Genomic DNA, 23,738 nt, shown 5'->3' on the forward strand with positions numbered 1-23,738 from the left:
TTGCGGTCGCGGACGACGCCGGCGGGCGAGGTCGGCCAGGCCCGGGCGCTCATCCGACGCCGTGGGCGCCGCCGAGATCGACAGTGAGGCGCCGGAGCTCCTGGATGTCACCGAGGAAGCGATCTGCGTCGACCTCCGACCTGATCCCGGACATTGCCTTCTTCCCGTACTGCCAGAACGAAGGGGCCCATCCGGTGTAGGTGTTGAATCGCCCGGCGATCCAGAGCGGGTAGCGGTGGAGCTCCGCGGCGCCCTTGAGCACCAGCTCGTAGTACCAGTCCTGAATGTAGACGATGGGGACGCAGCCGAGGCGCTTCTCCAGCACTTCGAGGCAGGTGAGCACGTTCTGCAGGGTCGGGTGCTCGCGTTCGCGTGGCTCGACGTCGAGGGTCGGCGGGAGGTCGCCGTTTCCGAGCCCCCCGGCTTCCGCGAGCACGCCCGCGAAGTGCTCGGCCTGTTGGACCGGGTTGGCGCCGGCCTCGAGGAAGTGGTAGGGGCCGCGGAGGACCCCGGCCGCCCGCGCCCCGGCCCAGTTGGCCGAGAACTGAGAGTCCGTCTTCGTGACGCCCTGGGTGGCGCGGATGAACGCGAAGGCGTTCGCGGTGGCGACCCTCGGCCAGTCGATCTTGCCTTGATAGAACGAGACATCGATGCCCTGGACGCGCGGCTGGTCGCGGCTGAGGGCGTCGAGCGCCTCACGGGTGTTCGGCCCCGCCTTGCCGTCGACGAGCAGGCCGCTCGCGTGCTGCACCGCCTGCGCGCCCGCCTCGATCAGGAACGACTGTCGATCCGGGGAGACGGCGCCGCTGGCGAGCATCTGCTGGTTGTAGACGAACGCGGCGCTGTCGCTCGGCGCCACCTCGCCGGGGTTCAGGGCGCACGGGATCTTGCTCAGCGTCGCGGGGTCCGCCTTGCCGTCGACGGCCAGGCCGCACGCCCGCTGTACTTCCCGCACCCCGAGCTCGAGGAGGTGGGCGACCTGGGCGAGGTCAAGGCGATGACGATAAATCTCAAGCTCGTTGAATTCTTGCGCGTCCATTCGAACCACCTCATTCAGTTCATGTCACGTGATACGCGCGCGCTCCGAGGCCGGGCAGGCGAGCGCTCAGACGCGCCCGCGGCCGCGACGGGGGCGCGTCGTCGGCCGGTGCGCTCGTGCCGATCGGCGCGCGGCGCACCATAAGTATCATCATCCGGGGATCGTGCTCACATGATGTTCGTGATAGCGAGCCCAGGCTTATGCTCGATGTCGTGCTCCTCGCGCGTGATTGCGCGAGACATCCGGATTGTATGGCGATCCGTGGTCGATGTATATTTCGGTGTATTTCGCGGCGGGGTGGCCGAGCTGAGCGGGGGTACATTCCTATGGGACAAATCGCGCGTGAGGATGGATCGTCGATGGTGGATCTACGAACACTGCATGTTATCGGCCGCGGCGCCGGCTGTCATCTGCGCCTGGAGCAGCCGGAGGTATCCAGCCTCCACGCTGCCCTGAAGTGGAGCGGGGGCGGGTGGGAGCTCCGCGATCTCGGGAGCCGCAACGGCACCTGGCTCGACGAACGGCGTATCCCTGCGGGTGATCACCGTCCCGTGGCAGTTGGCGCATTCCTGGCCTTCGGCCGCGCAGACCTGCGCTGGCGAATGGTGTCAGATGCCGCGCCGCCGGCTCGGGCTTTCCCATGCGACGGCGGCCCGGCTCGTACGGAGATAGGGGGCGTACTCTCGCTCCCCACGCCGGCGCTGTCGGAGATATTGCTGTTTCGTGACGAGACCGGCACCTGGTGCCTGGAGAGCGCGCAGGGGCTCCGGGCGGTGGCCGACGAGCGGGGCGTCCTGGCGGGAGGGCAGTACTGGGACCTCGATCTGCCGGATCTCGATTCGCGGACGCCTCCGCAGTCGGCGGCCTCTGCCAGCGTCTGCGAGCTGCACCTGAGCTTTCGCGTCAGCCCCGACGAGGAGCACGTGGCGTTGACGGCCGTGTATCAGGGCGTCGCGTTCCCGATGGAAGCTCGCGCCCACAATTACCTGCTACTGACGCTCGCGCGTCGTCGCCTCGCCGATCGGGCTCGCGCCCCGACGGACGTCCATAACCATGGGTGGATGCTGGTCACGGAGCTGCAGCGCCTGTTGCGTGTCGAGGAGACGGCGCTCAATCTCATGATCTTCCGCATTCGCAAGCAATTCGCGGAGCGCGGCTTTCGTCAGGCCCAGCACGTCGTCGAGCGGCGACGGGGCACCGGTTTGCTGCGCATCGGGCAGAGCGCGCTGAGCATCGAGAGAAGCTGACGTGCGCGGCGATACCATGCTCACCCACGCGCCGACACTCCCGTGGCGGGCGCCGGCCGGCGCTGACGCGCCGCCGTTGCTCACCGAGCGCTACTTCGACCACGGCCTGATAGGCGCGGGCGGCATGGGCGAGATTCGCCGGGTCTGGGATCGCCGGCTCGAGCGCACCCTGGCGATGAAGATCTTGCGCTGGTCGCCCCTCCTCGACGAGGAGGCTTGCCGCCGCTTCCTCATCGAAGCCAGTATTTCCGCCGAATTGCAGCATCCGGGGATCGTCGCCGTGCACGAGCAAGGCTGGCTGAGCGACGGCCGGCCCTGGTTCACCCTGGACGAGGTGCGCGGACGAACGTTGGGCGAACTCATCGTCGCGCACGAGCGGGCCGAGGACCGCAGGGTCCGTCTTCAGCCCCTCATCCGCGTCCTACACGCCGTGTGCCACATCGTGGCCTTCACTCACCGGCACGGCGTCGTCCACCGCGATCTCAAGCCGCAGAACATCATGATCGATCACCACGGCGGGGTGCTGGTCCTGGACTGGGGGCTGGCGACGCGGATGGGTGTCGACCTCGCGGAGGCCGAACGCGGGCTCACGGGGACCCCTGGCTATATTTCGCCCGAGCGCCTTCATGCGGCTCGGAGCGCCGACCCGTGCGAGGACATCTATTCGCTCGGTTGCATGCTCTACGAAATCCTCACCGGGCGCCGACCCTATGGTGGTACGCCATCCGAGGCGCTGGAGCGGCTTGCGCGGGAGGCTCCCCTGCCGGTCGCCCTGGCCACGCAGACGCACCGCGCCGCCGGGGAGCTCTGCGCGCTCTGTGAGCAGGCGATGGCCCGCGAGTCGGCGCTCCGACCCGACGCCGAACGGTTGGCGCTCGGATTACGGAGCTGGCTGGAGCGGCACCCCTGAATCCTGTGGGGGCCGCTCTCGCTCGCGGACGGCCGAATGCCAGCTGCCAGTGAGGGCGCCGAGCACCGGCCTCGTTCTGGACGTGCGGTGCTGTCGAATCGACCGGGGCCTCCTCGCGGGTCATGGCTCCGAATGTCGAGAACGCTGGGGCACCGTCTCCCGCTGCAATCACCGTCTGCCCACATAACGATGATTCCCGCGATATCGATCTCGCCGCGGCGAAGGCGCAGGTTGACGCGACGCGCCCGGCCTGGCGATCGTGGAGGGTACGATGATCAGGACGATCCGTGTTCGTGTTCTTGTTGCAGGCGTGCTCGCCGTCTCGTGTCAGGACTTCGCGGAGCCGGACGGCGCGACGATCACTGCCAGCAGCACCTCGCCGGCCTCCGGCCCGGCTCCCGGGACCAGCGGCGCGGAGCCCAGCACGACGGGGCCGACGAGCGGCACCTCCGAGGCCGAACCGACCACCACCACCGACCTCTCCACCACCGGGACGAGCGCGGCCAGCTCGTCCGTGACCACCACGTCGTCGGCGATGCCGGATCTGCCTGGGCAGTGCCTGGGAGCCACGGAGCCCTGCGCCGACGCCTCCGAGTGCTGCGCGGACGCCGGGCTGACCTGCAGCACGACCACTCTGGGGATGGTCTGCTGCGGCCTCGAAGGGGCAAGCTGCGGCACGCCGAACGGCGAGGACTGCTGCGGCGATCAGCTGTGCGTCGGCGGCACGTGCATCGCCCCCGACGCGGTGCCCAATTTCCAGGCGCCGTACCCGTGCGGTCAATCCTGGACCTACTCGCATCACGACGCGGAGGTCCGGCGCGCCCTCGACTTCATCGACAACGCCGGCAACACCGACGGCGCGCCGGCCATCGCCGCGCTCGCCGGCGTCGCCACCCGCCATTATCAAGAGGGCGGGGCCGGCAATTACATCGTCATCGACCACTGGGGCGGGTGGCAGACCTATTATTTCCACCTGCAGGCGTACTCCGTCGAGGATGGCACCTACGTCCAGCAAGGCCAGCAGATCGGCGTGGTCGGCTCGACCGGCGCCAGCAGCGGGCCGCACATGCACTTCGAGGAGCTGCGCAACGGCGAGGGCAAGGACATCTGGCTCAACGGCCAGCTCCTCGCGCCGTACCCGGGCGAGTATTTTCGACAGAGCCACACGAGCGCGAACTGCCCATGAACCGGCCGCGGCGAGCGAGCGCGCGGAAGGGGCGACGGGTGCAATAGCTCACCACGTGGACGCGATTCGAGCTCGTCGCTCCCGGCCCTGGCCGTGGCAAAGTGGCGGGCGTGCGTTCGCAGCTCATCACGCTCATGGCGCCCGAGGATGAAGCCGCCTTCCTGAGCTTCGTGTTCGAGCGATCGACCGTCTCGCTGATCACCGACGTGAGGAGCCCGACCCCCGAGATCCCCCACACGCGCGAGGTCCGGGGGATCCAGAGCCTGAATTGCATGCTGTGGGACGCGGCCATTCTCCCTCGACCGCGGGTCGAGCACGTCGCTGCGTGCGGCGACTACTACCTGGGCTCGGACGAGTCGCTCATCCAGTTCCTGCGCTCTCCGGTCCGAGACACCTCGATCGCGGTGGGCCGGATTGCGCTCGCCACGGGCTGGAAAGGGGCGCCAGCGACGAACCCGAAGACTGCGCGCGCGATGACCACGTGGTTCAACGCGCTCGGCCGGTGGATCAAGGCGAGCTTCGAGAATTCTCTCGTGTACGCGTCGGACTTCAAGCCCGATGTCGGGAGCCGGGAGCGGACTGTCTGGGTCGGCCCCCGCGCCGTCGAGCTGTCGCTGCAGGGCTGGAAACTCAAGCACGACGGGCCCCCCGAGTATTCACTGCACTACTTCGATCCTTCCGAAGAGGCCGACGTGCTGGCGCGCTACCGGGCGCCGAGGAATCTCCTCGGCGTCGGGCGCGTGGTCCACGTCGGTGAGGTGGTGTCGGTGACGCTGCAAAAGCAGATCTTCCGGATCGCGCTGGAGCAGGACGCTCCTTTCGCGGAGTTCGAGGGCCCCTTCTCGTGCACGAGGCCGGCGCCGAAGGTCGGCGACGAGGTGGCCTGCGTGTTCAACGAGAACACCCTCGGGAGACACGCCGAGCCCTGGGAGCCACGCGAGATCAAGAAGCTGACGCTCGCCAGCCGGGACCGTGTTCTCGACGGGCTCAGGAAGGCGTGGCGCCTGTGACAGCATCGAGCTCCCACGACACGCTCTCGGAGCTGGAGCTTGTTCACCTCGGGGCGCGTCGTGCGACGATGCCGGTGACGATGCTTGCGAGGGAGCGGACGAGCTGGCGCGTGCTTGTGGGTGCTGCCGCGTGGCTGACCGCCTGCGGCCCGAGACAGGCGCCGGGTGACGGCGCGAGCGGGGAGACGACCACCGGCTCCGACACCACGGCGGAGCAGCCGGCCGGCGACTCCGACACGACGGGCTCGCCACCGCCGGCGACGACGACGGAGCATGCGACGACGGAGGCCGCGAGCACCGGCTCGAGCGTCACGTCGACGGGCGGAGAGGGCGAGTCCTGCGATTTCTACGCCCAAAACTGCGCGGCCGGGTTCAAGTGTGCCCCGAGGTTCGACGGCCTCGGCGAAGACCTCTGCCTCGACGAGCCGTTCGTGTGCGTGCCGCTGTTCGAGGCGCCGGTCGGGCTCGGCGCGCGCTGCCGGCGATTCGACGGCGTCTGCGGCGGACGCGACGAGTGCGGCCCGGGGCTGTTCTGCGCGTATGTCGACGAGGACAACGTGTTCGGCACGTGCATGCGGATCTGCGAGCTCGGCGACGGCATCGAATGCCCGGACGAGAGCGAGACGCCCCTGCGGATCGGCGGGGTCGTGAGCGTGTGCATCAAGAACTGTGAGCCGCTCGCCGACGACTGCCCGCGCGGGATGACCTGCGCGATCCTCCCGGGACCGGAGTGGTTGCTCGGGTGCGCCGCGCTCGACCCGAACGCCGGGGGGCTGAAAAGCCCCTGCGAGAGCCACGATGATTGCCTGCCGGGATTCACCTGCGCGTTCGCCCCCTCGTTCGAATGCGTGCCGTATTGCGAGCTCGGCGTCCCCGGCGCATGCGACGCGCTGCCGGGCTCCGAATGCCAGGAGCACGAGCTCGTGAATGTCGCCCTCTGCCTGCCGCCGTAGGGCCGCCGACGTTGCAACGTGGATCTACCGAGTGGCGCTCGCCATCTCGGCGCGTCGTGATCGTCCTCGGCAGGGCGAGAAAATGCCAGATTGACAGCCCGCGTATCGACGACCCTGCATCGCAGGGCGCTTCGGCCTGGCGCATGGCTTGCAGCACCGGCCGCGTGCCGATCGAGATCGACCATCCCTGCACCGCGACCCCCGAGATTTTGAGCGGACCGCCCGAGCTCCAGCACTGCGCGATCTGCCAGCGGGACGTCCACAACCTCTCGATGATGAGCGAGGCCGAGGCCCGCGCGTTCATCCGTTCGCGCCGCGAGCGAGGCGTTTGTGTGCGTATCGACCGCGCAGCCGACGGCACCGAGCGCTTTCGCGATCTGGTACCCGCCGCCTCGCTGAAGCGGCGCCTCACCCCGCTCGGCGTCGCCGCGGCGATCGTGACCTCCATGGCCGCCGGGGTTTGTCATGTCATGAACAACGCCCTGGGGGGCATCGGGGCCCGCGACCGCGAACATGTGCTCGAGCCGACGCCGGACGCCGAATCACTGCTCGTCGATCAAGCCCCCTCCGCCCTCACGGCCGTTCCGCCGGCCCGTTCTTTGAACAACTCCTGAGGCGACGAGCGCGCGAGGAGCGTCATCGGCAGCACTCGACCGAAAGCGAACCGAAGGGCAAAGCCGATTCCGCGCGACACTGGCGTGGCCGGACTCACCATCCAGCGCTCGGGATCAGTGACACCTTAAGGCGCATGAACGAGCACCCCTCCGTGAAGGCCTCTTGCGCCGCCCCGAGCGCCCGGGCGCTGGCGGCCGTGGTCCAACGAAGTGCCGCTGGCAGCAGGTACCAACGAGCTTCATGGGGCCCGTTTTCCATGCTCGACGACAATTACCGGCCGGTCATCACATTTTATGCAACGAGAACGGTGTTCGCCGGCGCGATGATCGACGGCGTCAAGGAGGCCTACTTTTTCTTCGGCGCCCAGGTGCTCGAGCTCGTGGGCCTGAACTGGGACCTGTGCGGGCAGGTGCGCGCTCTCCAGGATGGCGGCGTCATTACGGTCGCCAGGGGTAGCTCCATTGCCCGTGCGAATGTGTACAGCATGCTCTCGGGCTGGGTCTTCCCCGCGAATCAGACGATCGCGGACTCCTGGTATGATGCCCTGGACAAGCCCACGAGCTCCGACCCGCTATTCTTCGCGCGGGGCGGCGCCGCCGTCCCCGCGGCTGAAGATGGCGACGGAATCGAGCCAGCGATCGGCTGCGACCGACCGCGGGGCGCACTCGTCAGCGCGCGGTGATCGTCATCGGCAGCCCCTCGGCGAAGCCGAGCGTCCCTTGCATGACCCACCGCGGCTTGAAGCCCGTGCGCAGGCGAGGCGTGAAGCGTTGCGCGAGGATCGCCAGCAGCAGGTGGCTCTCGAGCAGCGAGAAGTTGTTGCCGATGCAGATCCGCGGACCGGCGGCGAACGGGTGGTAGGCGTGGCCGTGGCGGCCGTTCTCGCGCTCGCGGGTCCAGCGATCGGGATCGAAGACCTCGGGGGCGTCCCAGAACTGCGGGTGCCGGTGCGTGTAGTACGGCGACAGCATCACCGCCGCGCCCGGGGGCACCTCGAAGCCGCCGATCGTGTCGGCGTTCACTGCGTCGCGCACGTAGAACGGGGCCGCCGGGTAGAGCCGCAGCACCTCCTTGACGACCTGCAGGGTGTACGGCAGCTGGCGCAGGTCTTCGGCGGTCGGCAGGCGCCCGGCGAGCACGCGATCGAGCTCCGCGTGCAGCCGCTCGGCCACCTGGGGGTGGGCCGCCAGCGCGTACCAGGCGAAGGTCATGGTCCGCGCGGTGGTCTCGTGGCCGGCGAAGAAGGTCGTGATCGACTCGTCGCGCAGCAGGCTCTCGGACATCGCCTGGCCGGTCTCGTCGTCCCGCGTCTTCATCAGGCGCGACAGCAGGTCGTCGGGCCACGACGATTGGTCGGTGGCGCGCCGCTGGGCGATGAGGCCGGAGATCGAGCGATTGACCAGCCCGCTCGCCGCCAGGTACCTGCGGTTCCTGGCCGTCGGGACCCATACCGGCAGCCGCAGGCCCATCATCTGCGTGTCGACGAAGGTGATCATCGTCGACACCGCGTCCTTCATCTGATGGATCGACTCCATCGTCTCCGAGCTGAACATCGCCTTGAGGATGATCGAGGCGGTGACGAGGGTCATCTCCTCGGCGATCTCGACCTCGGCGCCGTCGCCCGCGAGCGCCTCCCAGCGCTCGACGAGCCGCGCGCCGTCGCGGATCATCAGATCGGCGTAGGCCTGCACGCCCTTCGGCGTGAAGAACGGCGCCATCAGCTTCCGCTGGCGCCGCCACAGCTCGCCGGTGCTGACGACGAGGCCGTCGCCGAGCAAGAACTTGCGGACCGCGTCGTAGCTGGCGCGCTTGTCGTAGTTCTGCCGGTGCGACACGTTGACGTGCTCGACCGCGTCGGGGTGCATGGCGAAGATCAGCCGCTTCGGGCCGAGCTTGACCTGGAAGACGTCGCCGTGCTTGCGCCACAGCTCCCCGGCATAGTCGAGGAAGCCGCGCGTGCGCACGCCGTGGAGGAACTGCAAGAAGCCGGGGCCGGCGATCTGCATGCTCAGGCCCCCTCGCCGGCCGGCGCGCCGTGGACGGGCGCGGGGAGAGAGTGCACCGCGCGGGCGCGGACCTTCGAGGCATCACGACGATTCATGGCAGTGGCTCCTGAGTGTGGGACCGAAGCGGAAGAGCGAGCAGCAGAAGGGTTCGTCAGCTGGCCGGGCGAGCGGGCCTGTCGCGCCGACCGGGGGCCAGCGCGCCGTCGAGCAGCAGGTCGATCGTGCGCTGCAGGAACACCTCGTCGACCGGCGCGCGCTCGAACAGCAGCCACCAGTTGAGGGCCGCGCCGAGGACCGCGAACAGCAGCGAAGGATCGACGCCCGGGGCGATCTCGCCGCGCGCCTGGGCGGCCGCGAGGACCTCGCGCGGCACCGACTCGAAGGCCTGGCGCAGCGAGCCGACGATCGCCATCAGCTCGGCGTCGTCGCCCTCGGCGACGAAGATCCGGAACACCCCCTGGTGCTCGGGCTTGGTCGCCAGCTCGGCGTTGCGGCGCGCGTACGCCAGCAGGTCGGTCCGCAGCGAGCCGGTGTCCGGGGTCGAGAAAGTCTCGGTGGCGATCGACAGCAACGCGTCGCGCACCAGCTCCTGCTTGGTCGGCCAGCGCCGGTACACCGTCGTCTTGTTGACGCCCGCCCGCGCGGCGACGTCGTCGATCCGCAGCCCGTGGTAGCCCGCGCGCGCGACCTCGGTCAGCGTCGCGGCGAGGACGCTGCGGACCACCGGCTCGCCCCGCACGAGCGCCCGCGCCTTCGTCTTCCGCCTCCGCTGGACCTTCGCGACCTTCGCGTTCATCGCCCTCCGGCGCGCCCACGGGCGCTCTCGGTCGGCGTGGGTATATCGCAAATTTTTGTTGCGGTCGAGCCGAGCGCGTGACAGGTTGATGGCAACGGAAAGTTGCGGTCCGCCGAAGAGGCCCCTCGCAGCCATCCATGTGCGCGCGCAGGCCCGCGTCGCCGGCCCGCGCGTCGCCAGCACCCGCGTCGCAACTGCCATGAGCGCATTCCACCCCGACCTGGCCCTCCTCGCGCGCTTCTTGCCCCGCTTCGCCGTCGGTCGCCGGCTGGTGAAGCTCGCCCGTCGACTCACGCCCGAGCCGTCGCCGCCGCGCAGCTCGCCAGGGGTGAGCGCGTCGCTGCGGACGATCCCGGGCGGCGGGAAGGTCCGCGTGTTCGTGCCCGAGGGCGCCACGCGGCCGACACCGGCGATGCTGTGGATCCACGGCGGCGGCTTCATCATCGGCTCGCCGGCGCAGGACGACGAGCTGGCGACGACCTTCGCGCGCGAGCTGGGGATGACCGTGGTCGCGCCGACGTACCGCCTGGCGCCCGAGCACCCGTTCCCCGCGGCGATGGACGACCTGTACGCGGCGCTCGCGTGGCTGCACGCCAGCGCCGACGCGCTGCAGGTGCGGCCCGACCGGATCGTCGTCGCGGGTGCGAGCGCCGGCGGCGGGCTGGCGGCCGGGCTCACGCTGCTGGCGCGCGACCGCCAGCAGGTGCCCGTCGCGTTTCAGATGCTGGTGTATCCGATGCTCGACGACCGCACTGTCGGCCGGACCATCGACGGCAAGCATCACCGCCTCTGGACCGCGGACAGCAACCGCTTCGGCTGGACTTCGTACCTCGGGCGCGAGCCGGGCGGGGCGGAGGTGCCGGTCTACGCCGCACCCGCGCGCGCCGAGGCGCTCGCCGGATCGCCGCCGACGTGGATCGGCGTGGGCACGCTCGACCTGTTCCACGACGAGGACGTCGAGTACGCGCGACGGCTCACGGCCGCCGGGGTCCCGGTCGAGCTCGAGGTCGTGCCGGGGGTTTTCCACGCCTTCGACAGGATCGGCCGCGCCAACGTCTCGAAGCAGTTCCTCGCCGGCCAGATCGCGGCGCTGCGTCGCGCACTCGCGTGAGCTCGAGCGCGAATCGCTGGATCACGAATCGGCGCAGGCGAGTCGACGCAGGACCTCGGGCGCTCGTGTGAGCGCCGGCGAAATCGGCGGAGCGCTCGATCGAAGGACTCGTGAAGAACCGGCGTCGACGGCGGAGGGCGGCCGCGCGGACGACGTTTCGAGCCGTCACCGCACCGATGCGCTCGGCGACGGCGCTTGACGCGTCTCTCCCGCGTCTGAAACACTCGGCCGAGGACCTGCTCATGGCCGTTACGTTTCGCCTCGACGATGTCGACCGCGCGTCCGACCGGCGCCCCACTCGCACGCTCGCCGAGGCGCTCGGGGAGGCGCTCGCGCTCGGCGGAGATCCCGGGCTCGCGGTGATCGACCATGGATCGACGCATCCGCTGCTCGGCGCGGTGCACGTCGCGTTCGCCGAGCATCGCCCGCTCGTCCTGTCGCCCGACGCGGTGTGGCTGACGATCGCGCAGGGGGTCGCGCAGCATGTCCGGCGGAGCGCGGAGGTCCTGCGCCCGCGGCTCGTCCGTCACGCCGGCAAGAAGCAGCTCAGCATCGACGTCGACGGCCCGATGCCGGCCGACCCCGCCGCATGGGCGAGCGTCGTCGCGGCCTTCCGCGGCCGCCTCGCCGACGAGCTCGGGGAGGGCCGTGCGCGCCTGCTCGAGTGCGACTTCTCGACCAGCACCGAGGTCGAGCTCGTCGCCAGCCAGATCGCGCTGATGGATGTCTACAGCGCCTACTTCGATTTCTATATCTATTGCGTGTGCGGGATCCCCGAGATCACCCTGCTCGGTACGCCCGACGACTGGCGGCGGATCCGGCAGCGGATCGACGTGCTCGCGGAGCTCGACCTCGAGTTCTGGACGCGTTCGCTGGCGCTGATCACCGACGAGTTCGTGCGCGCCGCGTCCGGTGATCCGGACATCACCTTCTGGCGGCGGATCTACAAGCCCCGCGACTCGTACGGCAGCGAGCTGATCACCGGCTGGATCGCTCGCCTCTACCCCTATCTTCGCTCCGCAGGGACCGAGTCGTACGTCAATCCGCTGCTCGGCCTGCCGATCGACGAGCCCCGCGACCTGGGTCCCGACGACGGTTCCTGGTTCTGGGGGCCCGGTATCACCTCGCGCTCGGTCTCCACGGGGCCGTGCGTCGCGCGCGTCCAGGTGGTCGATCGCGTCCACGACGAGCGCCGCGACCTCGCGCTGCACGGCGGCGTACTCGCGGTCGCGCAGGACAGCGAGGGCCGGCTGGCTCCGGTCTGCGGGTGGTTTTTACGCTCCGCCCCGTCGATCGCCATGGTCGTCGAGCGCATTCGGGCCGAGCACGCGTCGACGCCCGCGCCCCCGCTCGACCGCGACCTCGAAGGTCGCGTTCAAGGCCCTGCCGACTTCATCGGCCTCTATCGGGAGATCGGCGAGGCGACCCTGTTCGCCGCGACCCGTCCGTGGCGGATCCGCCCGATCGCAGAGCACCAGCAGATCGAGTTCTCGTCGCCTCACGACCGGACGATCGACGCGTTGCGATTCCTCGACCTGCCCGACGGCACCTTCGTCGCGCACACGAGCTTCGGCGCGGGTGAATGCTTGCTCCGCGGGCGAATCGATGCCCTCGAGCCCGGCCCGCCCGAACAGCTGTCGTACCCCGCCCAGAACTGCCGCTCTCGTCAATCGCTCGACGAGGTCGAGGTGATCGACGGGACGCTCGCGGCGGTCCTCGCGGCCGCCCTCGATTCCGGCGGCTCCACGGAGCTGCCTTCGACGAAGCGGATGATGGAGGTGCTGCCCGAGTATATGCTCGAGTCGCGTGACATGTTCTGGGCGCGACTTCGGGGCGCGGCGAGCGAGGCCGAGAAGGTCGAGAAGGACATGTCGGACGAGACAGGTCCTTCGTGACAGCTAGCGGCGCGTGGTGCGGACGAACAGCAGGTTGTAATTGCCGACGCCGACGATGTCGGGTCGGCCGTCGCCGTCGATGTCGGGGAACTGGACCGCGGCGAGCTTGTGCTCGCTGACGCGGACCTTGGCCGGCCGGTCGTCGCCGAGCAGCCACACGAAGGTGCCGGCATCCTCGGTGGTCACGAGGTCGTAGCGGCCGTCGGCGTCGGCGTCGCCGACCTGTCGCAGCGCGCCCTCGACCAGCGACTCGTGCTGCACGAGGGCGACGCGCTGCTGTGGGTCGCCGTCGACGTGGCGGTAGACCGTGGTGCCCTCGTGCGAGAGGAGCTCGACCCGCCCGTCGGCGCCGCGCGGGCTGAACAGCGCGGTGGTCCCCGGTATCGTCTCGGGCTCGGCCCACGTGCGGGGCCCGTCGGGGCGGATCAGCAGCGCCGGGCGCTGCGAGGGCGGGCGGATCAGCAGCTCGAACGCGCCGTCGCCGTCGACGTCGCCGACCTCGAGCGCGCCCCGCTCGAGCCCGACCACCGCCGCCGCCTGCGTCCACGGGCCGAAGCTCAGCGGCTCGGTGCCATACGCGACGTACAGGGTCAGCTGGTCCCAGGGCGGGAGGATGTAGGCGAGCGCCAGGACGTCGGGCAGGCCGTCGTGATCGACGTCGTCGATGGCGAGATCCTCGACCTTCTCGAGCGAGCCGAGCAGATCCAGGAGCAGGGATTGCCCGCCTGCAGGGCCCAGGCGGTGGAGCTCGATGGCATAACCGTTGACCGCCGAGATCAGCTCGGGGGCGCCGTCGCCGTCGAGGTCGCCGATCGCGATCCCGCCGTTGGGGTTGTCGCCGTTGACGCCGTCGGCGCGGGTCAGCGCCGCGTCCTCGCTGCCCCACAAGACCGACAGGCCGCCGCCCTCCCGGCGGCACACTGTCACGAGGTCGTCGTACCCGTCCTGATCGATGTCGGCGGCCGCGAGCTCGGCCACGTCGCCGTGGAAGTTGAATGGGTCCTCGGCCTCGACCGGCCGCACCACGTCGCGGAACAGATGGATCTGCACCCCTTCCTCCCCGAGCGACACCAGGTCGAATTGCGCGTCCGGCCGGGACGCCAGCGCGAGCACCATGCCGTCGGCGAGACGGGCGAAGGACCCCTCGGTCTCGAAGCGCTTGGCGCCGAGGCCGCGCTGGTAGTAGAAGTTGAAGCTGCCGAGCTGCACTGCGTCGAGCCGGCCGTCGCCGTCGATGTCGTGCAGGTGGGAAGGGCCGCCGATGTCGGGCGACAGGAGAGCGACGGGCGCGTCGTCGAGCATCCCCGACACCACGATCGCGCCGCCATTCGTCATGAGCAGGACCTCGGGCGCGCCGTCGTCGTCGATGTCCCCCGCGGCCAGGCGATGCAGGCGGATGTCCTCGGCGGATACGCCCGACAATGTCGTCAGGTCGTGCTCGACGCCGAGGCTGTAGCCCTCGCCGTCGGGGCTCGCGTGGACCAGCACGGGCGCCTCGTCGCGCGTCCCCAGGATCAGCGGCTCGTCGACGCCGTCCCCGTCGAAATCGACCGCGATTACCATGGCGGCGGCGAGCCCCTCGCCGAGGACGCGCTCCTCGAGGAGGCTGCCGTCGGCGGCGAATCGCAGCACTGCCGCCGGGGCGAGCTCCGGCGGGAAGGTGTGATGATTGGCGGGCACTGCGACCACGACTGCGGGCGTGTCCGGCCCCGTGCGCAGCGGCGTCAACGCGCGCGAGGTCACGTTCGTCGGCACCGGCGAGCCGGGCGGCTGCGGCCCGCCCTCGCTGCCCAGCGCGACGGACAGCGATTGCTCGCCGGCGACGAGGACGTCCGGCAAGCCGTCGCCGGTCAGCTCGGCGATCGCCAGCGACAACGCCGACGATTGTGACCAGGCGGCGAGCGCCTGCAGCCCGGGCTCGGCGCGACCGCGGTAGACGCGGACCTGCCCCGACCCCGAGGCGACCACGTCGAGCAGATGATCGCCGTCGAGATCGCCGGTCACCAGCGCCGATTCGCCATAGTCGCCCGTGATGCCCCCGGCGCTGCCGATCTGGAGCGGCGCCATGCCACGGGCGTACGCGTACCGCGTCACGAACCCCTCGCCGCCGACGAGCATTCCGCTGTCCGTGCCGCCGCCGACCCAGGTCGAGACCCGGTGCAGCGGATCCTCGGTGCGACCGAGCCACGCCGCTCCCTTGCCGTACCACGTGGTGAGCACCTCGCCCCCCGGCACGCTGACCCCGGCCAGGCCGCCGGTGGCGACCGGCGCCGCCGCCAGCCCCTGGCCGCTCAGCCAGATCCTGTTGAACGGCAGCGACGTCGGGCTCGAGAGCCGGCCCGTGCCGTCGTTGCGGTGCAGCTCGACGCTCTCCGAGAGCCCGCGCGTGAGCGCGTCGAGGTCGCCGTCGCCGTCGTGATCGGCGAGCGCCACGGACAGCATGAAGGTCCGGGCCGTGCTCGTGCTCGCAGGCATCAGCGCGCCGTCCCCCGCGCCGCGCAGCACCTGCAGCGCCCCGTCCCTCGCGCCGACGACGTCGAGGTGCGAATCGCCGTCGACGTCCCCGAGAGCGAGCCTGCTGGGACCCTTGCCCGCGGGATAGGTCCGCACCGCGCCGGTCCGCGGATCGATCACCGCGACCTCCCCGAGCTTGTGCAACCCGGCGATCAGCTCGCGCCGCCCGTCGCCGTCGAGATCGCCGCTGACGAGCGCCAGCGACACGTCCGGCAGCGGAATGTCCCGCCTTCGCTCGAGCCGCCCGTCGCCGTCGACGCCGAAGATCGCCGCCAGCGGCACACCGTCGAAGAGCACCGCGAACTCGCCGTCCAGCGGCGCGACGGCCAGCGGGACCTCGGCGAAGAGCATCGCCGAGCGCCAGCCGGTGCGGCCGCCGACGACGACTTGCCGCGAGGTGTCGCCGGTCAGCGCGACCATCTCGTCCTCACCGTCACCGTCGAGGTCGACCGCCGCCGCGTCCGCGACCCGGGTGGCGAGGTCGAGCCAGCGCTCGTCCGTGCACAACGCCGCGAGCGGCCAACAATCACCATCGTCGCCACAACCCGCCGCCAGGGCCAGCGCAATGCTCGCCGCATGGGGCGAAAACGAGCGCGAGCGGAGCGGCCGAACCATGCGAGGCGCCATGAGCCCGCTGAAGGTGCACGCCGGCCTCTCCCCGCGCAAGCAACCCCCGCCGCGACGCCGCAAACCACGTCCCGCGGCCCTCCGCGGGCCCTGCGCGGCCGGCTGGCGCCGATCCACGAAGTTCATGACCGGTCCGACGAGGCTGGAGGAACCGGCGAAATCTTCACAGGTGAATCATCGGTGCGAGCAAGACATGTCCTGAAAGACATATGGAGCATTTCTGCCGGCAGGCGATGCGCCGCCCGTCCGGAAGAGCGTCGAGGTCGAGCGATCGACGGCCGTGCGAGGCGACGCGCGTCGACTCTCGGGGGCGGCAGGAAGGCGAGACCCGCACTGTCGCAGCGCGGCCACGCAGGTCGACGTCGGCGCGGGCGAGCTCGGCGGGCGCAGGTTCGCGCCGCCGAGGCGATGCGCCGCCGCGGGCCTCGAGCGGCCGGAATGTGTATCCTCCTCGCCGGCATGCCTCACCCCGCTCTCGCGTACCGCACCGCGCTCGTGGTCGCCTTGTTCGCGCTCGCCGGTTGCAGCCGCGGCTGCAGCCTCGAACCGGCCGACCCTTGCGACGAGGACGGCGACTGCGACGCCCCCGAGACCTGCCTGCGTGGTTATTGCCGGAGCCCGCACTTCGTCGCGCTCGACCGCGAGTGTCGGGCCGCTCCGGACTGCCGCGAGAAGGGCAACTGCGGGGCGCTGATCGTCCGCAGCTTCCTCGGCGCCGACAACAGCCTCGAGTGCGGGGCCGTCGACGAGGCCGACTGCCGCGCCGCCCAGGTCTGCGCGACGTACGGCAAGTGCTCGATGTACGACGGCTTCTGCGTGGCCGCGAAGGACGAGGACTGCGTCGCCTCGCAGCGCTGCGGGAGCCACGAAGAGTGCAGCGTCGACTCCTTCGAGTGCGTGCGCCGCTGGCCCGAATGCTCGCGGTTCTCGCCGCCCCCCGGCGCCCCGGGCTGGTATCAGGCGGCGGAAGCGGCGGTCGTCGTCGACATGCAACGGATGGGCGGACCGTGGCAGCCGGGCGCGGTCGAGTCGGCAGTGATCGCGTGCGAGGCCCGGCTCGCGCAGGGCGGCTGGAGCCGGGTGCGGCTCGCAGGGCGCTGCAAGGACGGCCCCGGGTTCAGGAGCGAGCCGGCGACTTTCTTGCTGTCCGGCGTGCGCCTGGCCCCGGGCGACGAGCTCGCCGTGGCCGTGCAAGCGAACAACGAGCGCGGCCGGGCGTCGAGCGACTCGTTCGTCAAGGCCAAGTACACCGGCGCCTCGCCGTTCCAGGGCGGGGCGGGCGAGGAGACGCTGATCTGCCACGTGGTCGCCCGCGAGGTCGCGCGCTCGCTCGTCGCCGACGCGCTCACCCGCGCCGGCGAGGAGCTGTCCGGGGTGAGAGCGATCCGCCCCCGGAGCTTCGGGCCGCCGCCGCTCGAGCGAGCGCGCGAGGCCATCGGCGAGGCCGCAGTGTGGATGGGCTGGACCGACCCCGAGGTCGGCGCGCTCCTGCAGCAGACGACCGAGGTCGAGCAGGCGTGGCGCCAGCATCTGGTCGCCTGGCTCACCGCGCTGCGCGAGCAGGCCACGCCCCCGGGCGCCGCGGCCAGAGCCGAGAAGCTGGCGATCCAGGCCACCGCGCACGTGTGCGGCGAACGGCTGGCCGCGCTCCGTAAAGGCGCTCGCCCAACCGAGGCGTCCGCCTGCGGCCTCGAGCTCACGGTCACCAACCGGGGCAAGGCCGCGGAGACTTTTGCTCCGCGGTTCTTCGAGATGGAGTGGCTCAGCGTCGTCGGCGGCGTGGCCGAGCGCGTGGAGGTGGAGCCGATCGGCGGCGTGCGCGTCGTCGAGCTGCCCGCGCGCGGCACCGCCAAGTTCGTGCTCACCGGCAAGGAGAAGGACCTCCCGCTCGCCACCAGCGCCCCCGGCGACTTCACGCTGCTGCACGGCCGCGTCACATTTTTCAGTGAAATCACGCTGCGCGCCGAGCCGGCCGCGGATCGACCGTCCGGCAAGAAGGCGAAGCAGACGAAGCGCAAATAGCCGCGGCGGCGCAGCTCACAAAGGACATGTTCTAAAGAACATGTCCTTGAGGCAATCCATGGAGACCTGGGCCGATTCGGCCCTCACGCGGGGAACGCCTCGGCCACGCTGGCGGCGATGCGCGCGTGGGCCTCGTCGCGCAGCGGCTCGCCGTGGGCGCTGATCAGGTGGCGGAACGGCAGGGCGAGCAACCGGCGGAAGTCGTCCGGGCTCGGCTCGCAGGCGTGACGCCACGTCGCCGGGACGTTGGCGGGGCGGATGAAACCCTGGGTCGCGAACAGCTCGCCGCACTGCGGCGAGAAGAAGCGGTCGACGTGGGTCCAGTTCTGGATCGCGTCGCAGGTGATGAGAATTCCGCCCTCGCGGGCGAGCAGGATCGCGGCCTCGGGGAAGCGCGCGGAGGTGAACTCGAACACCTGGCCGTCGGCCAGCGGGAACGGCCCGCCGGGCGCGAGCGTCCGCCCGGTCTCGCGGCCGTCGACGTGGGTCGCCCCCGCGAGCGCCCACAGCTCGGCGCCGTAGCGGTCGCAGTAGAACGGGTCGTCGCGGCCGTGGAAGGCCCCGAGTCGAACGACGTGGCGGACCTGCCCGAGCCGCTCGAGCGCGGCCAGACCGTCGTCGTCGAGGCGCACCGTGTTCAGCAGGGTCAGCGCCCCGTCCTCGCGGACGACGGTCATCGTCCGGCTGGTCTGGATGTCGACGCCGGCGTGGTGCGTCCGGTTGGTGCCGACGACGAAGAAGACCTCGGGGAACGCGGCCTGTAACTCCCCGTGCGGCCATGCTGGGCTGTACTCGAACATCGGCGCAGCTTGCCGCCGCGGTCGCGTGCGGTCAATCGCGCCGCTCTCCGGCAGGCCGTCGGCGAGCTCGCGGGCGCGTGTGAATGGACCATGCGCGCGGGCTTGCCAGCGCAGTCACGGTCCGGTAATTCATCTCCCCCAGGCGGCTGGAGCGGGCTATCGTGTGAGCATGTCGGCTCTCGCCGCCCGTGACGAATCCGGAGTCGCCGCTCGTCGACTCGACGTCCGGGCGGCCGTGCGCCGGGCTCGGGCGGACTGCGTGGTGCACGAGCGGGTGTTCCACGACCGATGCGGCGACTACGATCCCGAGCGCCACGCCGTCCTCTGCCCCGGGAGCCCGCCGCATGTCTGAGCGTCCCCGCGTCGACGACCCGACGATCGCGCCCACGGACGAGCCGGTTGCTTGCGAGCCGCTGCCGGCGACCTTGCGCGCCGAGTACCTCGCCACCATCCGCGACCTCCTCGCGGTCGACGTCCCGGTATGCGTGATCGGCAGCTTCGCTCTGCTGTTGCGCGGCGTCGATCTCGGCGGGTACTGCTTCACCGACTGTGACCTCCTCCTCGACGGCAGCCTCGCCGTCGCCTGCCGCGCCGCCGAACGCCTCGCCGCCACCGGCCACGCGCTGGAGGTGTGGGGTGTCCCGCTCGCAGTCCCGGTCGACCCGCGCGTCCTCGCCGGCAAGGTCTACTTCCGGGCCACTCGTGGTCCTGCCGACCTCGACCTCACCCACGAGCTCGGCGAGGAAGGCCTGGTCGCCCAGCTCCGCAGCGCCGCGCCGGTCGACGGCGTCACGGTCGCCGCGGTCGACGCAGTGCTCGCCTCGAAGCGCGCCCGCGGGACCGCCCGCGACCTCGCGCTCCTGTCCATCCTCCAGGCCTCGAGCCCTGCTCGTTGAGCGCGCTCCGTGGCGGCGCTCTGCATCGCGTGCCCGCACCGCGCCCTGGTCTGCGCCGCGTCGACGCCCGACAGTCACTGCGGGGCGCGGTGGATGAACAGATCCATCTCGCCCACGCTCTCGAGCAGGCCGTCGCCGAGATCGAGGGTGCCGAAGAACCGGCCGAGCAGGGCGAGCTCGCCGTCGGGGCCGCGGTCCGCGGCGGTGAAGTAGCCCCAGCTGCTGTCATGAAGGCTGCTCGTCAGGGGGGCGCCCGCGAGGTCGTAGTGCGCGAGGAACGGGCGGAGCTCGTCCGGAGGCGTGGTCAAGGCGCCGCCGCCGAAGTCGAAGCTGCCGCGCAGGGAACCGCCGAGGACGATCCGGTCGTCGACCGCCAGCGCGTGGACGTTGAGGTGCGTGTCGCCGGGCGAGATGTCGTGGTTCCACGCCAGCTGGCCGGTCTCGTCGTAGCGAGCGACGAAGTGGTCGAGGCCGGAGCTGCCGGTGAAGACGACGCCGCGGGCGGCGTCGGTGCCGAGGCGATAGGGCGAGCGCTTGTCGTCGAAGAAGCGGGCGCTCCAGCGGTGGGCGCCGTCCGCCTCGAACTGGGCGACGAAGGTCGGGTCGCCGGTGAACACCACCGGGCCGCCGCCGAAGTCGGTGTCGCCGCCGGCGTGACCGAAGGCGGACAGGATGTCGTCGGGGCCGACCGACAGGGCTTGCACCGCGACGTCGGAGGCGGCCTCGTAGGTGCGTTGCCAGACGAGGGAGCCCCCGGGATCGAAGGCCGCGAGCAGGCCGACGTAGTCGTCGCTGACGATCGGCTCGCCGCCGAGGTCGAGGTCGCCCCTGCTGGCCCCGCCGACGACGATCGTCCCGTCGGCCTGAATGACGAGGTCGTGGATCCGCTGGTGGTCGTCGTCGCCGAAGCGGCGCGCCCAGTGACGCGCGCCGTCCGGGCCGAACTTGACGAGGAACATGTCCTCGGTGGGGAAGACGAGGTCGTCCTGCGTCTCGGTGCCGGGCACGGCGGTCAGGATCTGGTTCTGGATGGCGATCCGGCCGGTGAAGCTGCCGCCGACGACGACATTGCCGGCGCAATCGACGGCCATGGCCGTCTCCACGATCTGCGAGTAGGTGTTGTCGAACACCACGGGCACGACGTGGGCGCTCCACTGGAACTCGCCGGTGGCGGCGTAACGGACGAGGGCGTGATAGCTCTGGCCCTGGGTGTCGACGGTGCCGTCGCCGAGATCGAGCGCGCCCACGAAGGTGAGGTGCGAGGTGACGGCGCCGTCGGGAGCGACGGCGACCTCCCACGGCGCCGTGTATTTGCCAGGAACTCCGTGGCCGCGGGTCCACAGCGCGGGATCTGCGGCGGTGTCCGAGTCCGTGAGCGCGAGGCAGACGGCCTCCTCGTCGGTGGCCGTGGTGCTCTCGAAGGTCGTCCCGCCGTCCGTCGAGGTCCCGGTGGTCGAGGTCGTGTCCGTCGTGGTGGAGGTCGTGGCGCCGTCCGTGGTCGTGGTGGTGCTGGCGGTGCCGGTCGTCGAGAGGTCGCCGGTCGTGCCCGTCGACGAAGTGCCGGTCGGCAGGAGGTCGCCGGTGGTGCCGGTCGTGTCGGTGGTGCCGGTCTGCGGCGGTGCGCTCGTCGGCGTGGTCGAAGATCCGTCCGCATCGGTCAGGGAGACCGCGGTCCCGCTCGAGGTGGCGCCGGAGTCCGGGGTGGTGTCGCCGTCGCCGCAGCCGACCTGCGCCGCCACGGCCGTGACGGCCAGCCACAGAGCGAAGTCGAGGTTCCGGAGGTTCGAATCGTCGCGAGCAGTGTCCATCGGTCGGCGCCCTCGGCAGGAGCGGTGGCCAGGTGGAGCCTATTCTTTCACGATCGGTCCCCCGCCACGGGCACGGATCGTGCGGTCGTTCGCCGTCACGTGCGGCGGGCCGGGCAGGCGTGCCGGGCCGCGGCCGGACGGGCCGCGCTTGCCAGCCGGATCTCGAGCCGATAGCGTGACCGAAGTCGGACAGGTTCACGTTCGCCAGCTTGAACGCGCGCCGCATCGCGGGTTGACACATGGCCGACACATGCACGCTCTTCGTCTCGCGGCGGATCGTGACGCAAGTGCGGAGATTGGTGCTGGCGTTCGCGGCGCTGGTCTCGGCGTGCGCGACCGCGGCGGCGCCGCAGGCCAGGCCGCCGGAGCCGCGCATGGGGTACCTGGCGATCGAGGTCTCTCCCGCCGAGAACGCCCCGTCGGACGGTTACTGCTGGAGTTCGACCGCGCGTTCGGCCGCCGGCGGGGAGCCCGTATTCGCCGAGGACGGCTGTGTGCGCTCGGGCGGGGTGAGCCGTGGCGGATGGCTCGAGCCGGGCGAATACACCGTCGAGCTGGTCCACTGCGCCGGCGCGGACTGCAACGCCGAGCGCGACCCCTCGAGGTACCCGCTGGCGTGCCCGCCCATCCGGGTGACCATCGTCGCAGGCCGGCTGGCGAAGGTGCGGGAGCGGTGGTCGGTGCCCGACGATTGCGCGGCCGGGGTCCACGAAGCGCCCCTGTGAGCGTGGAGCCGAGCTTCGGCCGCGATGAGATGTCTCGAGGGACAGGTCGTCGCCGCGGCCCTTCGTGTCGAGCCGGACGTCGCCGTGTGAGGATATGTCTCGAGGGACAGGTTTTTTGGATGGCCTCTGTGCTGTCTTTGGAGACAGGTCGACGGGCTCGTGCGTGCTGCGTCCCGCGCGGTGACGGATCGGCGATCGAGATCTCGGGGGAATCTCTCGACCCGATCGCGACTGCGATCGCGGAGGTTTTGCCCGGGGGCCGAGGGCCGCGCATCCGGGGGAGCCTGGCTCGCTGGCGACCTCCGCCCATACGGCGTCGGGCGTGCGCGCTCGCAGCCGTTCGCCGCGCCCCTGGCGCGGTGGGCTCGAGGTGGCCTTGTGGCTTGGCGGACCGCGGGCCCGTTGGCACTCTCGGGGTCCGCATGCGCACGCTCGTCGTCTCGCTCTGCCTCGCCGTGGTCGCCTGTAGCACCGACGGCGGCGTCGCCACGGACGAGCCCGGGGAGAGCGGCGTCGGGGCCGTGACCGCGACCGGCGAGCCCGGGAGCACCACCGACGGGCAGGCGGCGACGGGCGAGGCGACGGGCGAGCCGCCGGGCGATTCGACGGGCGAGCCGCCGCCGGGCTGCGGCGACGGCATCGTGGAGTCGCCCGAGACCTGCGACTTCGGGGACCTCAACGCCGACGACGGCCCGTGCACGCTGTCGTGCCAGTTCGCCGTCTGCGGCGACGGCCTGGTGTACGCCGGGGTCGAGGTGTGCGACGACGCCAACCTCATCGAGTCCGACGGGTGCCCGAACGACTGCGTCCCGGGCGGCTGCGGCAACGGCTACGTCGAGCCCGGCGAGGCCTGCGACGACGGCAACGACAGCGACGAGGACGACTGCCTCGGCACCTGCGAGGACGCGCGCTGCGGCGACGGCTTCGTGCAGGCGGGCGTCGAGGAGTGCGACGACGGCGACGACGACGACAACGACCAGTGCACGACCACGTGCGTGCCCCCGACCTGCTCCGACGGGGTGGCCAACGGCTACGAGCCGGACGTCGACTGCGGCGGCCCCTACTGCGGAAAGTGCTCGCTCGGCGCCAAGTGCTTCAACAACCAGGACTGCGACCAGGCGGTGTGCAAGGACCAGCATTGCGTGCCGCCGCTGCCGCTGATGCCGCACGACTGCGCGCCGGCGTCGGTCAGCGCGGCGCAGGCCTGGCAGGCCGTCGCCGGGTCGTGCAGCTGCCACGGCAAGGGCGTCGGCACCAGCCTGATCTTCAAGGACGCGGGCAGCTTCCGCGACAGCATGCTCGGCGTGCCGTCGACGATGGCGACGATCGACATCGTCACGGCCGGCGACGTCGACCGCAGCTACCTGCTGTTCAAGCTGCTCAATCAGCAGACCAACGTCGTCGGCGGCGGCGGCAACCCGATGCCGATCGGGAAGGTCCTCACCGAGGCGCAGCTCTGCACGGTGATCGAGTGGGTCCGCAGCGGGGCGAAGTGACTGCGGGCGCCTCCGCTGAAGGCGCGAGCGGGAATGTCGAGACGAGCGAGAGCGCGGGCGGACGAGGTCCCGTGATTCGGCT

General features: G+C 70.9%; 19 protein-coding genes. 13 read left to right on the forward strand and 6 right to left on the reverse strand.

Features of this window, described 5'->3' with window-relative positions:
* Positions 1–49: 49 nt before the first annotated feature.
* Complete coding sequence (locus O0S08_RS05835; protein WP_269038010.1) at positions 50–1,039, reverse strand: GH25 family lysozyme; 990 nt, start codon at positions 1,037–1,039, stop codon at positions 50–52.
* Between the two features lie 359 nt (positions 1,040–1,398).
* Here O0S08_RS05835 and O0S08_RS05840 point away from each other — a divergent pair, with 359 nt between their 5' ends.
* From O0S08_RS05840 to O0S08_RS05870, 7 genes are all read left to right on the forward strand, one after another.
* On the forward strand, positions 1,399–2,286 hold the full coding sequence (locus tag O0S08_RS05840) for an FHA domain-containing protein (protein ID WP_269038011.1): 888 nt from the start codon (positions 1,399–1,401) through the stop codon (positions 2,284–2,286).
* A gap of 1 nt (position 2,287) precedes the next feature.
* Positions 2,288–3,196, forward strand: a complete 909-nt coding sequence (locus O0S08_RS05845) for a serine/threonine-protein kinase (RefSeq protein ID WP_269038012.1) — start codon at positions 2,288–2,290, stop codon at positions 3,194–3,196.
* A gap of 310 nt (positions 3,197–3,506) precedes the next feature.
* The gene (locus O0S08_RS05850; protein WP_269038013.1) at positions 3,507–4,382 is read left to right on the forward strand and encodes a M23 family metallopeptidase; all 876 of its coding nucleotides are present in this window, start codon (positions 3,507–3,509) and stop codon (positions 4,380–4,382) included.
* Between the two features lie 110 nt (positions 4,383–4,492).
* The gene (locus O0S08_RS05855) at positions 4,493–5,392 is read left to right on the forward strand and encodes a DUF8467 domain-containing protein (protein ID WP_269038014.1); all 900 of its coding nucleotides are present in this window, start codon (positions 4,493–4,495) and stop codon (positions 5,390–5,392) included.
* 110 nt (positions 5,393–5,502) lie between these two features.
* On the forward strand, positions 5,503–6,345 hold the full coding sequence (locus tag O0S08_RS05860) for a hypothetical protein (protein WP_269038015.1): 843 nt from the start codon (positions 5,503–5,505) through the stop codon (positions 6,343–6,345).
* A 56-nt stretch (positions 6,346–6,401) separates the two neighbouring features.
* Entirely contained in the window at positions 6,402–6,959 is a 558-nt protein-coding gene (locus O0S08_RS05865; RefSeq protein WP_269038016.1) for a hypothetical protein, read from the forward strand.
* Positions 6,960–7,216: 257 nt separating this feature from the next.
* Positions 7,217–7,642, forward strand: a complete 426-nt coding sequence (locus tag O0S08_RS05870) for a hypothetical protein (RefSeq protein WP_269038017.1) — start codon at positions 7,217–7,219, stop codon at positions 7,640–7,642.
* Here O0S08_RS05870 and O0S08_RS05875 read toward each other — a convergent pair.
* Both O0S08_RS05875 and O0S08_RS05880 read right to left on the reverse strand, forming a co-directional pair.
* Complete coding sequence (locus O0S08_RS05875; protein WP_269038018.1) at positions 7,629–8,966, reverse strand: cytochrome P450; 1,338 nt, start codon at positions 8,964–8,966, stop codon at positions 7,629–7,631. The genes O0S08_RS05870 and O0S08_RS05875 overlap by 14 nt on opposite strands.
* A 151-nt stretch (positions 8,967–9,117) precedes the next feature.
* On the reverse strand, positions 9,118–9,762 hold the full coding sequence (locus O0S08_RS05880) for a TetR/AcrR family transcriptional regulator (RefSeq protein ID WP_269038019.1): 645 nt from the start codon (positions 9,760–9,762) through the stop codon (positions 9,118–9,120).
* Positions 9,763–9,961: 199 nt separating this feature from the next.
* Between O0S08_RS05880 and O0S08_RS05885 the strand changes: the two genes are divergently transcribed.
* Together O0S08_RS05885 and O0S08_RS05890 are read left to right on the forward strand one after the other, a co-directional pair.
* On the forward strand, positions 9,962–10,873 hold the full coding sequence (locus O0S08_RS05885; protein ID WP_269038020.1) for an alpha/beta hydrolase: 912 nt from the start codon (positions 9,962–9,964) through the stop codon (positions 10,871–10,873).
* Positions 10,874–11,115: 242 nt separating this feature from the next.
* Complete coding sequence (locus O0S08_RS05890) at positions 11,116–12,768, forward strand: DUF4419 domain-containing protein (protein ID WP_269038021.1); 1,653 nt, start codon at positions 11,116–11,118, stop codon at positions 12,766–12,768.
* Positions 12,769–12,771: 3 nt separating this feature from the next.
* Here O0S08_RS05890 and O0S08_RS05895 read toward each other — a convergent pair whose 3' ends face one another.
* Positions 12,772–15,789: an FG-GAP repeat domain-containing protein gene (locus tag O0S08_RS05895; RefSeq protein ID WP_269038022.1), complete on the reverse strand. Its 3,018-nt coding sequence runs from the start codon at positions 15,787–15,789 to the stop codon at positions 12,772–12,774.
* 579 nt (positions 15,790–16,368) lie between these two features.
* Between O0S08_RS05895 and O0S08_RS05900 the strand changes: the two genes are divergently transcribed.
* The gene (locus O0S08_RS05900) at positions 16,369–17,931 is read left to right on the forward strand and encodes a hypothetical protein (protein ID WP_269038023.1); all 1,563 of its coding nucleotides are present in this window, start codon (positions 16,369–16,371) and stop codon (positions 17,929–17,931) included.
* Positions 17,932–18,014: 83 nt separating this feature from the next.
* Here the strand turns inward: O0S08_RS05900 and O0S08_RS05905 are convergent, their stop codons facing one another.
* Positions 18,015–18,731, reverse strand: coding sequence for an MBL fold metallo-hydrolase (locus O0S08_RS05905; RefSeq protein WP_269038024.1), 717 nt, complete (start codon positions 18,729–18,731; stop codon positions 18,015–18,017).
* A 344-nt stretch (positions 18,732–19,075) separates the two neighbouring features.
* Here O0S08_RS05905 and O0S08_RS05910 point away from each other — a divergent pair, with 344 nt between their 5' ends.
* Positions 19,076–19,627, forward strand: coding sequence for a hypothetical protein (locus O0S08_RS05910; protein WP_269038025.1), 552 nt, complete (start codon positions 19,076–19,078; stop codon positions 19,625–19,627).
* A 74-nt stretch (positions 19,628–19,701) separates the two neighbouring features.
* Here O0S08_RS05910 and O0S08_RS05915 read toward each other — a convergent pair whose 3' ends face one another.
* Entirely contained in the window at positions 19,702–21,435 is a 1,734-nt protein-coding gene (locus tag O0S08_RS05915) for a hypothetical protein (RefSeq protein WP_269038026.1), read from the reverse strand.
* Positions 21,436–21,674: 239 nt separating this feature from the next.
* On the opposite strand from O0S08_RS05915, the gene O0S08_RS05920 reads away from it, so the two are divergent.
* Together O0S08_RS05920 and O0S08_RS05925 are read left to right on the forward strand one after the other, a co-directional pair.
* Entirely contained in the window at positions 21,675–22,160 is a 486-nt protein-coding gene (locus O0S08_RS05920; RefSeq protein WP_269038027.1) for a hypothetical protein, read from the forward strand.
* Positions 22,161–22,582: 422 nt separating this feature from the next.
* Positions 22,583–23,656, forward strand: a complete 1,074-nt coding sequence (locus O0S08_RS05925) for a DUF4215 domain-containing protein (RefSeq protein WP_269038028.1) — start codon at positions 22,583–22,585, stop codon at positions 23,654–23,656.
* Positions 23,657–23,738 lie beyond the last annotated feature (82 nt).

The sequence above is a fragment of the Nannocystis punicea genome, from assembly GCF_026965555.1.
Lineage (GTDB): Bacteria > Myxococcota_A > Polyangia > Nannocystales > Nannocystaceae > Nannocystis > Nannocystis punicea.